14 protein-coding genes are annotated in these 14,147 nt (G+C 62.6%); 11 read left to right on the top strand and 3 right to left on the bottom strand.

Features of this window, described 5'->3' with window-relative positions:
• The first annotated feature begins 73 nt into the window (after nucleotides 1–73).
• The 6 genes from VGR99_RS39685 (at nucleotide 74) to VGR99_RS39660 (ending at nucleotide 5,677) form a co-directional block, all read left to right on the top strand.
• The gene (locus VGR99_RS39685; RefSeq protein ID WP_326905393.1) at nucleotides 74–994 is read left to right on the top strand and encodes a branched-chain amino acid ABC transporter permease; all 921 of its coding nucleotides are present in this window, start codon (nucleotides 74–76) and stop codon (nucleotides 992–994) included.
• Nucleotides 995–997: 3 nt separating this feature from the next.
• The gene (locus VGR99_RS39680; protein ID WP_326905392.1) at nucleotides 998–2,041 is read left to right on the top strand and encodes a branched-chain amino acid ABC transporter permease; all 1,044 of its coding nucleotides are present in this window, start codon (nucleotides 998–1,000) and stop codon (nucleotides 2,039–2,041) included.
• Nucleotides 2,038–2,781, top strand: a complete 744-nt coding sequence (locus tag VGR99_RS39675; protein ID WP_326905391.1) for an ABC transporter ATP-binding protein — start codon at nucleotides 2,038–2,040, stop codon at nucleotides 2,779–2,781. Before VGR99_RS39680 ends, VGR99_RS39675 begins: the two co-directional genes overlap by 4 nt.
• The gene (locus tag VGR99_RS39670) at nucleotides 2,778–3,479 is read left to right on the top strand and encodes an ABC transporter ATP-binding protein (RefSeq protein ID WP_326905390.1); all 702 of its coding nucleotides are present in this window, start codon (nucleotides 2,778–2,780) and stop codon (nucleotides 3,477–3,479) included. Before VGR99_RS39675 ends, VGR99_RS39670 begins: the two co-directional genes overlap by 4 nt.
• A 1-nt stretch (nucleotide 3,480) precedes the next feature.
• Nucleotides 3,481–4,146, top strand: coding sequence for an ATP-binding cassette domain-containing protein (locus tag VGR99_RS39665; RefSeq protein ID WP_326905389.1), 666 nt, complete (start codon nucleotides 3,481–3,483; stop codon nucleotides 4,144–4,146).
• 94 nt (nucleotides 4,147–4,240) lie between these two features.
• The gene (locus VGR99_RS39660) at nucleotides 4,241–5,677 is read left to right on the top strand and encodes an NAD-dependent succinate-semialdehyde dehydrogenase (RefSeq protein ID WP_326905388.1); all 1,437 of its coding nucleotides are present in this window, start codon (nucleotides 4,241–4,243) and stop codon (nucleotides 5,675–5,677) included.
• 259 nt (nucleotides 5,678–5,936) lie between these two features.
• Here the strand turns inward: VGR99_RS39660 and VGR99_RS39655 are convergent, their stop codons facing one another.
• The gene (locus tag VGR99_RS39655; RefSeq protein ID WP_326905387.1) at nucleotides 5,937–6,296 is read right to left on the bottom strand and encodes a RidA family protein; all 360 of its coding nucleotides are present in this window, start codon (nucleotides 6,294–6,296) and stop codon (nucleotides 5,937–5,939) included.
• Entirely contained in the window at nucleotides 6,293–7,618 is a 1,326-nt protein-coding gene (gene hisD, locus VGR99_RS39650) for a histidinol dehydrogenase (RefSeq protein ID WP_326905386.1), read from the bottom strand. The genes VGR99_RS39655 and hisD overlap by 4 nt, the downstream gene beginning before the upstream one ends.
• A gap of 69 nt (nucleotides 7,619–7,687) precedes the next feature.
• Here hisD and VGR99_RS39645 point away from each other — a divergent pair, with 69 nt between their 5' ends.
• On the top strand, nucleotides 7,688–8,404 hold the full coding sequence (locus tag VGR99_RS39645; RefSeq protein WP_326905385.1) for a GntR family transcriptional regulator: 717 nt from the start codon (nucleotides 7,688–7,690) through the stop codon (nucleotides 8,402–8,404).
• Between the two features lie 3 nt (nucleotides 8,405–8,407).
• Here VGR99_RS39645 and VGR99_RS39640 read toward each other — a convergent pair whose 3' ends face one another.
• Nucleotides 8,408–8,758 (bottom strand): RidA family protein, encoded by a 351-nt coding sequence (locus VGR99_RS39640; protein WP_326905384.1) that lies wholly within the window; start codon nucleotides 8,756–8,758, stop codon nucleotides 8,408–8,410.
• Between the two features lie 119 nt (nucleotides 8,759–8,877).
• Between VGR99_RS39640 and VGR99_RS39635 the strand changes: the two genes are divergently transcribed.
• The 4 genes from VGR99_RS39635 to VGR99_RS39620 are packed head-to-tail and all read left to right on the top strand — an operon-like array spanning nucleotide 8,878 to nucleotide 14,112.
• A complete protein-coding gene (locus VGR99_RS39635; protein WP_326905383.1) occupies nucleotides 8,878–9,957 on the top strand; it encodes an ABC transporter substrate-binding protein in 1,080 nt (359 codons plus the stop codon).
• Nucleotides 9,954–11,054 (top strand): ABC transporter ATP-binding protein, encoded by a 1,101-nt coding sequence (locus tag VGR99_RS39630; protein ID WP_326905382.1) that lies wholly within the window; start codon nucleotides 9,954–9,956, stop codon nucleotides 11,052–11,054. Before VGR99_RS39635 ends, VGR99_RS39630 begins: the two co-directional genes overlap by 4 nt.
• 12 nt (nucleotides 11,055–11,066) lie before the next feature.
• A complete protein-coding gene (locus VGR99_RS39625; RefSeq protein ID WP_326905381.1) occupies nucleotides 11,067–12,842 on the top strand; it encodes an ABC transporter permease subunit in 1,776 nt (591 codons plus the stop codon).
• Nucleotides 12,843–12,846: 4 nt separating this feature from the next.
• The gene (locus VGR99_RS39620) at nucleotides 12,847–14,112 is read left to right on the top strand and encodes an FAD-binding oxidoreductase (protein ID WP_326905380.1); all 1,266 of its coding nucleotides are present in this window, start codon (nucleotides 12,847–12,849) and stop codon (nucleotides 14,110–14,112) included.
• The last annotated feature ends 35 nt before the right edge of the window (nucleotides 14,113–14,147 follow it).

Below are 14,147 nucleotides of genomic sequence, written 5' to 3'. Positions count from 1 at the left end.
CGGCGGTTCGCCACGTCGCAGTCACGGCGGCGCGCCTGTCGCGCCGCCAGCCCGTACTTGCGAGACCAAACCCTTGTTCGACCTTCTTCCGCATCTTGTGAATGGGCTCACGCTCGGCTTGTTGTTCGCGCTGATCGCGCTCGGCTTCATGCTCATCGTCGGGCTGATGGAGCAGATCAATCTGGCGCACGGCTCGCTGTTCGCGCTCGGCGCCTATGTCGCCATGCAGCTCACCGGGCCGCGCCCGCCCTTGCCGGCCGATGTCGCAAAGCTGTGGCTGGCGCTCCCGCTCGGCTGGCGCTACGCAGCGACGCTCATCGTCGCGCCCATCATCGTCAGCCTCGTCGGCATGCTGATCGAGTTCTGCATGCGGCGCACCTACGGCAAGGATCCGCTCTACGGCCTGCTGCTGACCTTCGGCGCGGCGATGGTGATCGAGGAGCTGATCCGCCTGGTCTGGGGCACCCGCGACTATGTGCTCCAAGTGCCGTCCGCGATCAATGGCGGCTTCCTGTTCGGCGACCTCATCTGGTCGAGCTATCGGTTCTACGCGGCCGGCATCGCCGCCGGGATCATCGGCCTCGTCTGGCTCCTGATCGAAAAGACTTCGTTCGGAGCCACCGTGAAGGCCGGCGCCCATGACAGTGAGATCGTCCGCGCGCTCGGCATCAACCTGTCGCGGCTGCGGCTCCTCGTGTTCGTGTTCGGCACCATGCTCGCGGCGATCGCCGGCATCATCGTCGCACCGATCTGGGGCATCCGTCCGCATATGGGCGTCGATGCCGTCATCCCCGCATTCCTGGTGATCGTGCTCGGCGGCGTCGGAAGCTTTTGGGGTGCGGTCACGGCCGGCCTCCTGGTCGGGCTCTGCGTCGGCCTGGCCGGTGCCTACGCGTCCGAATGGTCGCTGCTGTCCATGTACATCCTGCTCGTTGCCGTCGCGACGTTCCGCGCCCGCGGCCTCTGGGGCAAGAAGAGCGTGCTCGAGGTCTAGGGAATGATTGCCGATAAGACGACCTCATCCGACGCGTCGCGTCTCGTTACGCCGACGATGCTGGTGCTCTTTCTGGTGCTTGCAACGGTGCCGCTCTGGATCACCCGGATCGGGCTCTATCCCTATCTGGGGATCGAGATCTTGATCTGGTCGCTCTACGCGCTGGCGTTCAACCTGGTGCTCGGCACCGCCGGCCTGCCGTCGTTCGGCCACGGTGCCTATTTCGGCATCGGCGCCTACGCGTTCGGACTCTGCCAGTTCGACATCGCCGCCAATCTCTGGATCTGCCTTGCAGCAGGAGCACTCGCGGCAGGACTCGCCGGCGCGCTGGTGGCGATGTTCATCTCGCACCGGCGCGGCATCTACTACGCTTTCATGACCATCGCCTTCGGCCAGATCTTCTGGACGCTCGCGATCAAGTCGCATCGCATCACGGGCGGCGAGGACGGCCTGCTCAAGATCAAGCGGCTGCCGGCGGATTTCGGCCTTGTCTCCTTCGATCTCACCGACAATGTCGCCTTCTACTATTTCGTGCTTGCTGTGTTTGCGGTCGGCGTCGCCGTCCTCTGGCGACTGGTGCATTCGCCCTATGGCCGCGTCGTCGCCGCCATCAAGCAGAGCGAGATCCGCGCCGCCCATCTCGGATATAATGTGTGGCTCTACAAGGCCTCGATCTTCACGCTCTCGGCCGCCCTGTCGGGCTTTGCCGGCAGCCTGTTCGCGATGGCGCAGCTCGCCGCGTTCCCTGATGTCATGAGCCTGCATCAATCCGGCTACGTCGTGATGATGACGCTGGTCGGCGGCGGGCTCGTCAGCTTCTGGGGCCCTGTCATCGGCGTGTTCCTGTTCCTCACCGCGCGCGATGTGATCGGTGCGCTGACCAACGCCTGGATGCTGTATTTCGGCCTCTTGTTCATGGCGATCGTGCTGTTCCGTCCTGAAGGTATCGCGGGTGCGATCTCGGCCGCCCTGCAGCAGCATTCGCTCCATGCGCTGCGCCGGCGCGGCACGTCCGCGATGCGGCTGCTGTTCGGAGGCGGACGATGAGCATGATCGAGGCCGCGGGCGTTCACGTTCGCTTCGGCGATCGCGTCGTGCTGGAGAGCGTCGATCTCGCGGTCGGCGAGGGCGAGTTCCACGGCGTGATGGGGCCAAATGGCGCCGGCAAGACCACCTTCTTCAATGTCCTCACCGGCCGCGTGAGACCGAGCCGCGGCCGGGTCCTACTCGGCGGCGAGGATGTCACGGGCCTAAGCCCGCACCGCATCGCGGCCAAGGGCATTGCCCGCTCGTTCCAGATGATGACGCTGTTCGACGAGTTTTCCGCCCGCGACAACGTCATGATGGGCTTGCCCGCGTTTCGCGCCCGCGGCCTCGATATCGTCAGTGCCGCCGCCGGTGACCGCAGCTTCACCGAGCAGGCCTCCGATGCGCTCGCCGCGGTCGGGCTCGCCGACAGGGGCGACATCCGCGCGAAAGATCTCTCCTATGGCGATCGCCGTGCGCTGGAGATCGCGGTCGCGCTGGCGCAGGCGCCGCGCGTGCTGTGCCTGGACGAGCCGACCTCCGGCCTCGGCTCCGACGGCGTGCAGCGGCTCGCAGCACTCGTTGCGCGCCTGAAGGGCAAGCTCACCATCGTCGCCATCGAGCACGACATGGAATTCCTGTTCTCGCTCGCTGACCGCATCTCCGTGATCCATTGGGGGCAGGTCGTTGCGCGCGGCACGCCGCATGAGCTGCAGCAGAACGAATGGGTGCGGCGCTCCAATCTCGGGAAGTTCGCATGATCCTCGAAGTGGACGGGGTCGATACGTTTTACGGCGAGACCCAGGCGCTGTTCGGCGCTTCGCTCGCCATCGAGCACGCCAAGGTTTTCGCGCTGCTCGGGCCCAACGGCGCCGGCAAGACCACCATGTTGCGCTCGATCCTCGGGCTAACGCGGCCGCGGCGCGGCGCGGTGCGTTTCGACGGCCACGACGTCACGCGCAACCCGACCCACGAACTCGCGCGCGCCGGCATCGGCTGGGTGCCCGACGACCGGCGGCTGTGTCCGACCCTGTCGGTGGCGCGCAACCTGGCGATCGCGCAGAAGCGCACGCGCTTCCGCTATTGGAGCGTCAAGGAGGCAAGCTCTATCTTCTCGCCGCTGGAATATCTGATGGAGCGTGACTGCGAGAATCTGTCGGGCGGCGAGATGCAGATGGTGGCGATCGCACGTGCCCTGGTCGGCTCGCCCGGGCTGGTGCTGTTCGACGAGCCGAGCCAGGGGCTGGCGCCAAAAATCGTCGGCGACGTGCTGGCGACGATTTTGCGCATGAAGGACGAGGGTATCGCCTCGCTGGTCGTGGAGCAGAATGCCGAGATAGCATTGTCGGTGGCAGACCACGCCGCCGTCATCGACCGCGGCCGGATCGTCTGGACCGGCGAGGCCGCAACGCTGCGCGACGATCGCGGCCTTCGTCAGCGCCTGCTGGGAGTACAATAAAGTGTCCGCACCGCTGCTCGTTCTCGACGGTATCCGCAAGGTCTACACAAGGGGCCGCGTCATCCGCCGCCCGACCTTCACGCTGGAGGCCAATCTCTCGCTGGACGAGCCCGGCATCGTTGGCGTCGTGGGGCCGAACGGCGCCGGCAAGACCACGCTGTTCGAGATGATGACCGGCTCCAACGCGCCCACCTCGGGCCGCGTGCTGGTCGCAGGCACCGATATCCATGGCGTCAAATATCGCGAGCGTGACCGGCTCGCGATCCACTACCACCAGTCCTATCAGGTCCGGCGCTTTCGCAAGCGGGTGCCTTCGGCCTTCCTCGCGCCGTCACCGACCAAGACGCCGCTGGTCCACCTGTTCGACGAGCCGCAGTTCAATCTGCAGGACGGCTATATCGGCTTCATGCTGGATTTCTTCCGCAAGCTGCGTGACGAAGGCAGGCTCGTCATCCTCTGCATGCATCCGACGGCGAGCTGGCACCTCGACATCCTCGCGGAGATCGCCGGGCAATTTCTGTTCGTGGCCGGCGGCGGGGTAACACGCATGGCGGATTTCCGCTCGCTGGTCGCCGAGCCGCGCTTCCGCGCCTATCTCGGGCCGGAGATGACGCGGGCCGCGGATGCAATTTGTCACGGCAGCATTGCCAAGCAATTTGACGCGTGAGACGGCGGCCCGCTTCGTGCTAGAGGGTATCCGCAGATGGGGTCCCATCGTCCACCAGCCAATCCAACGCAAAACACGTCACAGGGAGAGACAATTGGCTTATTCGAACACGCAGCTTTTCATCGGCGGCAAATGGCGCCCGGCGCAGTCGGGCAAGGTCATCGAAGTCCTCAATCCCGCCACCGAAGAGGTGATCGGCACCGTCGCCCATGCCGGCAAGGCCGACCTCGACGAGGCGCTGGCGGCAGCCGCCGCCGGCTTCAAGGTCTGGCGCAACGTCGCCCCGTTCGAGCGCTGCCGCATCATGCGCAAGGCCGCCGCGATCATGCGCGAGCGCAATGACGAGATCGCGCCGCTCCTCACGATGGAGCAGGGCAAGACGCTCGGCGAAGCCAGGATGGAAGCGATGGCCGCCGCCGACGTCATCGAATGGTTCGCCGAAGAAGCCAAGCGCGCCTATGGCCGCCTGATTCCGGCGCGCGGACCCGGCATCTACCAGCTCGCGATGAAGGAGCCGGTCGGCCCGGTCGCGGCCTTCACGCCCTGGAACTTCCCGATCAACCAGGTCGTGCGAAAACTCTCGGCCGCACTCGGCGCCGGCTGCTCGATCATCGTCAAGGCGCCGGAAGAGACGCCGGCCTCGCCTGCGCAGCTCATCCGCGCCTTTGCGGACGCAGGCGTGCCCGACGGCGTCATCAACCTCGTCTATGGCGTGCCGGCCGAAATCTCCGAATACCTGATCCCGCATCCGGTGATCCGAAAAATCTCCTTCACCGGCTCGACCAATGTCGGCAAGCAGCTCAATGCGCTCGCCGGCCTGCACATGAAGCGCGCCACCATGGAGCTCGGCGGCCATGCGCCGGCGATCGTGTTCAAGGACGCCGACGTCACCTCAGCTGCGAAGATCCTGGCGGCTGCAAAGTATCGCAACGCCGGCCAGGTCTGCATCTCGCCGACCCGCATGCTGGTACAGGACGACGTGTTCAATGAGTTCGTCGACAAGTTCGTCGACGGCGCAAGGGCGTTCAAGGTCGGCAACGGCCTCGATCCCGATTCCAAGATGGGCTCGCTCGCCAATCCGCGCCGCGTCACCGCGATCGAGGGCATGGTGCAGGATGCCGTCGGCAAGGGCGCCAGGCTCGAGACCGGCGGCAAGCGCGTCGGCAACAAGGGCTATTTCTTCGAGCCGACCGTTGTGAGCGACGTGCCGAAGGACGCGCGCGCCATGAACGAGGAGCCGTTCGGCCCGCTCGCGCTGATCTCGCGCTTCTCGACCTTCGACGAAGTCGTCGAGGAAGCCAACCGGCTGCCGTTTGGCCTCGCGTCCTACGCCTTCACCTCATCGACCAAGACTGCGACCGCGATCGGGTCTGCCGTCGAAGCCGGCATGATGTCGATCAACAGCTTCGGTCTCGCGCTGCCCGAGGTGCCGTTCGGCGGCATCAAGGATTCCGGCTACGGCTCGGAGGGCGGAACCGAGGCGATGGAAGGCTATTTCAATACCAAGTTCATCACGCAGACCGGCGTGTAGGTCGCTGGTCGTTCGGATGGCGGTGTTCTTGGCGTTGCGGCGTCTATTTTATGGCGCTTCGGCCTGCGGCATTCGCGAATGCGCCTTTGACGAAGACTGATGCACGATCGGTTGTCTGCTAAAGCGCGAAGAGATTTGAATGATTTGTCATCGCGCGTCTGGTTATTGTTCGCGCATGATCCTTTCGGAAAGATGCTTCTCATTTCTTCGGATCATGCTCTAGGTGCCGCAACGCCAATGTACTGGCGCGCAGCTGCACTTAGGGTGAAGTCCGGCGAGCCGCTATTGCGGTCATCTCCAGCTCAACGCCCAAACCGAGATACGCGACGCCGATCACGGCGCGTGCCGGCAGATGAGCACGTGCGAAATGTGCCATCCAGGCGGAGTTTAGGGCTTCCTTCTCGTCGAGATTGGTCAGGTAGATGGTCACCTGCAAAACGTTGGACAGGTCCGACCCGACGCCCTCGAGTAGGCGCGATAGTTGGCCAAGTATATCGTTTGCCTGGCCGGCCATATCGAGACCCGTGTCCTCGGCGACGATCCCGCCGATGTAGAGCACGCCGTCATGCTCGACAACTTCGTGAAGCAGTCCCTCGTAGGGTGCGAACCGATTGATCATGATGCTGACGATGATGCGGACACGGACGCGCCATATGGCACGTTCTTGCCGCCATATCTGCGCACGCGGATGTTCGCCTGCTCGGCGTGACCCACAAATCCCTCGAGGTTGCAGAGGCGCGAGCAATAGGCACCCACCTCAGCGGCGGCCTTATCGGTAAGGACGCGCTGATAGGTCACGGTCTTAAGGAATTTTCCAACCCAGAGACCGCCGGTGTATCGAGCGGCAGTCCGCGTCGGTAGCGTGTGGTTTGTTCCAATGACCTTGTCGCCGAATGCGACATTCGTGCGCGGTCCGAGGAACAATGAACCGTAGTTGGTGAGGTTCTCGAGGAAGTAGTCGGGATCGCGTGTCATGACCTGGACGTGCTCGGACGCGATGCGATTGGCTTCGCGCACCATCTCGGCGTCATCGGCGCAAACGATGACCTCGCCATGTGCTTCCCACGCCTTCCGGGCAATGGCGGCGGTCGGAAGAACGCCAAGCAGTCTTTCGATTTCCGCGAGCGTTTCCCGAGCCAACTTCTCGGAAGTCGTCAGGAGGATCGCCGGGGAATCGGGGCCATGTTCGGCTTGGCCGAGCAAGTCCGTCGCACACAGCTCTCCGTCCGTAGAGTCATCGGCAACGACCAGTGTCTCAGTCGGCCCCGCGAACAGATCGATACCGACCCGGCCAAATAACTGCCGTTTGGCTTCGGCCACGTATGCATTGCCCGGTCCAACCAGCATGTCGACGGCCGGAATGGTTTCGGTGCCGATTGCCATCGCGCCGACTGCCTGCACGCCGCCAAGACAATAAATCTCATCGGCGCCTGCAAGCCTCTGAGCCGCCACGATCGCAGGGGCCGGGCGGCCTTGATAGGGCGGAGCGCAGGTCAGGACACGCTTCACTCCTGCAACTTTGGCGGTGATGACGGACATGTGGGCCGAAGCGAGCAGGGGATACTTGCCTCCCGGTACGTAGCAGCCGACGGCGTCGACCGGGATATTCTTGTGGCCCAAGATGACCCCCGGCAGGGTCTCCGCCTCGACATCCTTCAGGGCGGAACGTTGAATCTCGGCGAACTTGCGAACTTGCTCCTGCGCAAACCGGATGTCATCGAGATCCTGGTGCGACAACTGGCTGATGCACTCTGCAATTTCTGCCTCGGTAAGCCTGAAATCGGTCCGGTCCCAGCCGTCGAACTTGCGCGATGCATCGCGCACGGCAGCATCGCCTCGCGACGCGATGTCCGCCAACAGGGTTTCCACGGTGGCCCGGATGTTCGCATCCTCTGCCGCCTGTATGCCGGCATCCCGTCCTGACTTCACAATCTTTGGCATATCGGCTATCCTCCCGCCGATGGTCTGACATGTCACATCTGACATGTCAATAGAGCGCGGGGACGTGTCTTGGACGAAGCAAACGAAGGTCAGATCAAGGATCAGTTCTACGAGACCTTGAAGCTTGCGATTATCTCCTGCGAACTGCCGCCGGGCGAAGAGCTGTCCGAGGGCTATCTCGCTGCCCACTATGGTGTCGGCAAGGCGTCGGTTCGGCATGCCCTATCCCGGCTGGGCCAGGACGGCTGGGTTACGAGCAGACCGCGTAGCGGCCATGTCGTGGCGCCGATGACGATGGAGGACGTGGTAGATATCTTCGCCATGCGTGAGATCGTCGAGCCCGAGTCTGCGGCGCGCGCAGCCGGCAACATCTCGGAAGCGAAACTCAGGCGTCTGAACAAGGCCTGCGCAAATCCTTATCGCGTCAGCGACATCGCTGCGAAGCGCCGGTTTCTGCTTGCCAACCGCGACTTTCACGTGGCGATCGCGGACGCCAGCGGAAGCTCCCGGCTGGCGAAATCGGTGACCAAGCTGCACGACGAATCCCTGCGCATCCTCTACTTGACTGCCAGCGAGTCGGAGTTGTCGGACGACTGGTCGCGTGGACACGGCCCGATGATCGAGGCCATCGTTGCAGGTGATCGACTAGCAGCGCATAGAACGACGCTCGACGGGATCAGGCGCAGCCAGGACCGCGTTATGGCGGTCTTCGCGGCTGCGCCAGAACTGATTACGGGGCGGCGGACCCTGAGGATCCCGGCGCGCCTGGCGGCGGCCAGATCGTAGCCCTCAGTCGACGGCGGCGGTCACCTTGATCTCGACGAGGTGGCGCTCAGATGCGAGCGGTGCGCCGACCGTGGCGCGCGCGGGAGCCTGACCTTCCGGCATCCATTCTTCCCAGATCGCATTCATCTTCGGTGCGTCCTGCATCGATTTAAGCCAGATCTGCGCCGAAAGGATCTTCGTCTTGTCGCTGCCCGCCTCCTGGAGGAGGGCATCAATTTTCGCAAGCGTCTCCTTGGTTTGTGCATCGACCGAGGCGTTCAGGTCGTCGGCGACCTGTCCCGCTAGGTATGCAATTCCACGGTGAACGACGAGCTTGCTCAGGCGCTTGTTGGTGCTGCTGCGGTGGATCGTCATGGCGCGTTTCTCCTTCGATTGCCAATAGACCGTCAGGCCAAGCCGGCATTGACATGTCAGAACTGACATGTCAATGGTAAGAGGGAAGTAGGCTTGCATGACCGAGGAAAGGGAGGGCCATGAGCAGGAATAAGCAAAAGAAAGCTTTATCACGTCGTGCATTTCTGGGAGGCGCGGCAATCGCCGGTGGGGCAGTGTTCGCGCCTTCGATCTGGGGCCTGAGGGCGCAGGAAAACCGACGTATCGTCTTGCGCGACCCCGGTGGCCCTTACACACCCGGATTCACGGTCGCATTTTATGAGCCCTTCAAGAAGGCTACCGGCATTGAAGCAGCCGGTATCGTCGGCCAACATGATCCGATTGCCTACATCAAGAGCATGGTCGAGACGAAGAGCTACGTCTGGGACGGCGCTCTTCTGAACAACATGTCTCACGATGTGCTGATGGACCCGAAGTCCGGCATGTTTCTCGAGGAGCATCGGGCCTCGGCGGGCGGCATCCCGGAGCGCTACGTTACCCCGAGCTTCATGCCCGTACTGGCGCTTCAGACCGTGTTTGCCTATCGCGACGATGCCTTCACAGGAAAGAAGGCTCCCGGTTCGTGGGCCGATTTCTGGAACGTAAAGGACTTTCCGGGCCGGCGCGCGTTGCGCAAGGCGCCGCAGGATACGCTCGAGCAAGCCCTTCTCGCTGATGGCGTTGCTGCCGATCAACTCTACCCGCTGGACCTCGATCGCGCCTTCAAGAGCCTCGATCGTTTGAAGAAGGACGTGCAGATCTGGTGGACCGGCGGCGCTCAGACCTCGCAAATGCTTAAGACGCGCGAAGTGGATCTCTGCCCGACATGGAACGCTCGCGCTCAGGCGGCGATCGATGAGGGGGCGCCGGCGAAGGTGGTATTCAACCAGGGGCTTCTCGGCACCGAAGGCTTCTGTGTCATCAAGGGCGGACCCAAGGCCGATCTCGTTCGCGAATTCATCGCCTTCACGCGGGATCCCCAGCGCCAGGCGGCATTCACCAAGGATCTGTCGTACGGACCTGTTCATCCCGACGCCTACAAGTACATCGACGCCCAGCGCGCCAAGGTTCTTCCGACCTCGCCCGATAACCTGAAGACCGCTGTCCAGATCAACACCAAGTATTGGGCCGGCGTACAGAGCGCCGTGCAGGAGCGCTTCAACTCGTGGCTACTGGGATGACGGGAGTTCATTTGGCAAAGCCTATCAAGCTCGCCACGCGCAACGTCGGAAAGACCTATGGTCCGGTCGTTGCGCTCCAGGGGGCCTCGTTCGATCTCACTGAAGGCGAGTTCCTGACGCTACTGGGACCCTCCGGCTCGGGAAAGACCACCCTGCTCATGATCGTTGCGGGGTTGGTCATGCCGACTTCGGGGCAGGTCATGATCGATGGTCGGCCTGCCACCAATGCGCCTAGCTACGATCGGGACATCGGCATGGTTTTTCAGAGCTATGCGCTGTTTCCCCATCTGACTGTCGCGGAGAACGTGGCCTTTCCGCTGGAAATGAGAAAGCTGCCGAAGGAGGAGATCGAGCAGCGCGTGCGCGCGACGCTTGACCTTGTCCGCCTCGGCCATCTCGCGGACCGTTTGCCGGCGCGCCTGTCCGGTGGCCAGCAACAGCGTGTGGCGCTCGCTCGCGCCATGGTCTATCGGCCTTCGATCATTCTGATGGATGAGCCGTTGGGTGCGCTCGACAAGAAGCTGCGCGAGCAGATGCAAGAGGAGATTCGTCGGCTTCACCGGGAACTCGGCATTACCGTGCTTTATGTGACGCACGATCAAGACGAGGCGATGGGTCTTTCTGATCGTATTTGCCTCATGAACAACGCGCAGATCGAGCAGATCGGCACCCCTGACGAATTGTATTTCCGGCCGCAGACGGCGTTTGCGGCAAACTTCATCGGCGAATCCAACCTGCTGCCCGTCTCGATCATCAACTCGGCGGGCGACAGGCGCGAGCTCAAGAGCAAAGCCGGGACGACCTTCCATGGGTGCGCGGTCGACGGCAGTCCTGTCGATGGCGAAGCCCTCCTTGGGATTCGACCGGAAAGGCTGAGGCTGCTCGCCGGCAACGATGTCGCTGACAACCAGCTGATCGGCAAAATCCGCGAGAGCGTGATGCTAGGCGCGCTGACACGAGTCTCGATCGACGCAGAAGACGGCGGTCGGCTGACGGCTCTTCTCCTGACGGCTGGGAATTGCCGGCTCCGGCCAGGCGACGCGGTTCGCGTTGGCTGGGAAACCGGCGCAGGAATTGTGCTTCCAAGAGCGGCGTGAGGTCCGAATCCCGTGACCATCCTATCCGAAACAACGCCTTCCAAATCCCTTGTTATCTCGCCGCGTCGCGAAAACGTCGGCGGTTGGGTACTTCTGATTCCGATAGCGGTTCTGTTGGGCGGCTTTTTCCTCTATCCAGTGGCCAGGCTTCTAGGACTCAGCCTGTTTGATGGTTCAGGCCATTTCACACTGCTTCAGTACAGCCGGCTATTCGGAACTCCGGTGTACCTGTCGGTGCTGTGGACTACGCTGCAGATCGCGTTCTGGACAACCATTGTCTCACTAATTGCCGGTTACCCGGTCGCCTACGCGATCGCGCGAGCCGACGGGCAAAGTCGCGCGCGTCTGATGCTTTGGGTCCTTCTGCCGTTCTGGACAAGCTTCCTTGTCCGCACCTTCGCCTGGATCGTGCTGCTGGGGCGGACCGGTGTCGTCAACGATACGCTGCTCGGGCTGGGGCTCACGCAAGCGCCGCTGGATCTGATCTACAATATGGCGGGCGTCCTGGTCGGCATGGTTCACGCCTTGATGCCGCTCGCAATCCTGACGCTCGTGCCGGTGATGGAGAAGATCAACCGCGATCTCGAGCGGGCAGCCTCCATCATGGGAGCGCGGGGAGGGGCGACCTTCTGGCGCATCTATTTTCCGCTGTCCTTCCCCGGCGTCGCCGCGGCTGGGTTGCTCGTATTTATCTCCGCCCTCGGCTTTTTCATCACGCCGGCGCTTCTCGGGTCGCCGAAGCAGACAATGATCGGGCAGCTCATCATCCAGCAAATTCAGGAGATGATGAACTGGTCGTTCGCGGGCGCCATCTCGGCGCTGCTCATCGTCGCGACTTTGATAATCTTCCTGCTCTACGATCGCCTTGTCGGCATGTCGACGCTGGCGGGCGAGGCGAATGAGAGTTCACGATCCTCGACCGGTTCGAGCAAGATCAGCAAGGCTTGTCTCGCGCTGGCTGGACGCTTGTCGGACAACATAGGTTCATCGTTCGGCGCGATCGGCATCAGGGGCGGGCCTTCGACGGTCGGTCGGGGGGCGCGGGTCTTCGTTCTGCTGTTTCTTTCGGTTCCAGCCCTCTTCCTGATCCCGGTCTCGTTCTCGAAGGGCGCCTTCATCGAATGGCCGCCGGCATTGTTTTCGTCCCAGTGGTATGTCTCGATTGCCGAGTCCTCACAATGGTTGCAGGCAGGAGCGAGATCCTTCGTAGTTGCGGGACTGTCTGCATTGTTGGCCCTCCTGATTGGGACACCCGCTGCGTTTGCACTGAACCGGTTCGATCTGCCCGGCAAGTCGGGTGTGCTCGCTATGATCCTGGCGCCGTTGATTGTGCCTCGCATCGTCACCGCAGTTGGTCTGTTCTATCTCTTCGCGCAGCTCGGTTTGATCGGAACCACCTTGGGTCTGATCATCGGGCACGCGGTCCTTTCCGTGCCCTATGTGACCATCACCGTGATGGCGGTCCTTCGGCATCACGACTGGCGACTCGAGCAGGCGGCGTCGACGATGGGGGCTCGCCGGACCGCCACGCTCCGCCGCATCACGCTTCCGCTGATCCGGAATGGCCTCATAGCGGCCTATTTGTTTGCGTTCGTCACCTCCTTCGACGAGTTGACGGTCGCTCTCTTCGTCACCGGCGGCCTGTTCGGGACGCTTCCGAAGCAAATGTGGGACGACGCCCTTCTCAAGGTGAGCCCCACACTAGCTGCCGTTTCGGTCGTCCTGTTGGTTCTGATCACGGCATTCGTCATGATAGCCGAGCGACTCTCTCGCGCCCGTAGCGCTTAAGGCAATGTCCGTGCAATCAAGTCATTACGCAGAACAAACCGTTTTCATCATTGGAGCTGGAGCAGTCGGATTGAGCGCTGCGATCCAGCTCAGGCGACGGGGATTAGCCGTCACCGTGGTGGAGGAGGGGCAGCCGGCGGCGGGCGCGTCATACGGCAATTCGGGCATGCTTGTGGCTGACACCGCCATGCCGACGTCTCAGCCGGGCATGATCTGGAAGGTGCCAGGATGGCTTGCCGATCCCTTGGGGCCGCTGACGGTCAAGGCCCGCTATCTACCCAGGGCTTTGCCGTGGCTGTTGCGCTACCTGCGCTCGGGCACGCGCAGCCACGTATTTCATGCCTCTAGGGCTTTGCGGGCGCTTCATCGATCGACCTTCGAGGGCTGGCGAGAAAATGTCGGGGCGAATGCGATGGATCGCCTGACGCGACGCGATGGTCAGGTCTACCTGTGGGAAGGACTAACCGAGCCGCCGCCGCGCAGCCTTGAGGATGAAGTGCGAACTTTTCTGGGAATCGAGGCGGAAGCGCTTGGAGCTGACCAGATCCGGCAGTTCTTCCCGGGAATCTCGTCTGATGTGTCGTACGGCTTGCTTATCCGTGGCAACGGTCACACCGTAAATCCGGGAGCCCTCATCCGAGCACTCGCAAGTCAATTCCTCAGTGAAGGCGGCGAATTGGTCCAGGAGCGCGCCGTCAAGCTATGGCGCAACGAGACCGGCCGCTGGACAGTCATGACCAATCTCAACAACTATCAGGCGGATCTGGTGGTGGTGGCCGCCGGCGCCTGGTCCACGAGATTGCTTGAACCGCTTGGCGTGAAAATCCCGTTGGAGAGCGAGCGAGGCTATCACGTCATGCTGCGCAATCCTTCGGTTCGCCTCGGCATGCCGATCCTCAACAAAACCAGCTATTTCGGCGTGAGCTCGATGTCGGAAGGCCTTCGGGTGTCAGGAACGGTGGAGATCGGAGGATTGGATGCGCCGCCATCGTTGCAGCGGGCAGAAAATCTCATCAAGCTGGTGACGCGCCTGTTTCCGCAGCTGACGTATGACGAGACGGCCTATTGGATGGGCCACCGTCCTTCAACTCCGGATGGGCTTCCGGTGATCGGCCCGATCAACGATCACCAGGGTCTACACGTTTGTTTCGGGCATGGGCACTCGGGGCTGACCGGCGCGCCCATGAGCGGCCGGCTGCTTGCGCAACTTGTAACGGGCGAAAAGCCTGCGATTGATCCGACGCCATACGCGCCGGCGCGCTTTGCCTGATTTGGGAAAGATCGCAAGTCATTAGAACTCATCCG

It is taken from the genome of Bradyrhizobium sp. (assembly GCF_035935975.1).
Classification (GTDB): domain Bacteria; phylum Pseudomonadota; class Alphaproteobacteria; order Rhizobiales; family Xanthobacteraceae; genus Bradyrhizobium.
The sequence above is the reverse complement of the archived record's forward strand: the minus strand, read 5'-3'. Positions and strand labels throughout refer to the sequence as shown.

Bases quoted from the DNA above. Each gene is read 5' to 3' on its own strand.
- VGR99_RS39640 (WP_326905384.1), bottom strand. From the start codon at position 8,758: ATGACGATCCACCGCAGCAGCACCAACAAGCGCCTGAGCAAGCTCGTC.
- VGR99_RS39655 (WP_326905387.1), bottom strand. From the start codon at position 6,296: ATGATCAATCGGTTCGCACCCTACGAGGGACTGCTTCACGAAGTTGTC.
- VGR99_RS39635 (WP_326905383.1), top strand. From the start codon at position 8,878: ATGAGCAGGAATAAGCAAAAGAAAGCTTTATCACGTCGTGCATTTCTG.
- VGR99_RS39620 (WP_326905380.1), top strand. From the start codon at position 12,847: ATGTCCGTGCAATCAAGTCATTACGCAGAACAAACCGTTTTCATCATT.
- VGR99_RS39675 (WP_326905391.1), top strand. From the start codon at position 2,038: ATGAGCATGATCGAGGCCGCGGGCGTTCACGTTCGCTTCGGCGATCGC.
- VGR99_RS39680 (WP_326905392.1), top strand. From the start codon at position 998: ATGATTGCCGATAAGACGACCTCATCCGACGCGTCGCGTCTCGTTACG.
- hisD (WP_326905386.1), bottom strand. From the start codon at position 7,618: ATGCCAAAGATTGTGAAGTCAGGACGGGATGCCGGCATACAGGCGGCA.
- VGR99_RS39630 (WP_326905382.1), top strand. From the start codon at position 9,954: ATGACGGGAGTTCATTTGGCAAAGCCTATCAAGCTCGCCACGCGCAAC.
- VGR99_RS39670 (WP_326905390.1), top strand. From the start codon at position 2,778: ATGATCCTCGAAGTGGACGGGGTCGATACGTTTTACGGCGAGACCCAG.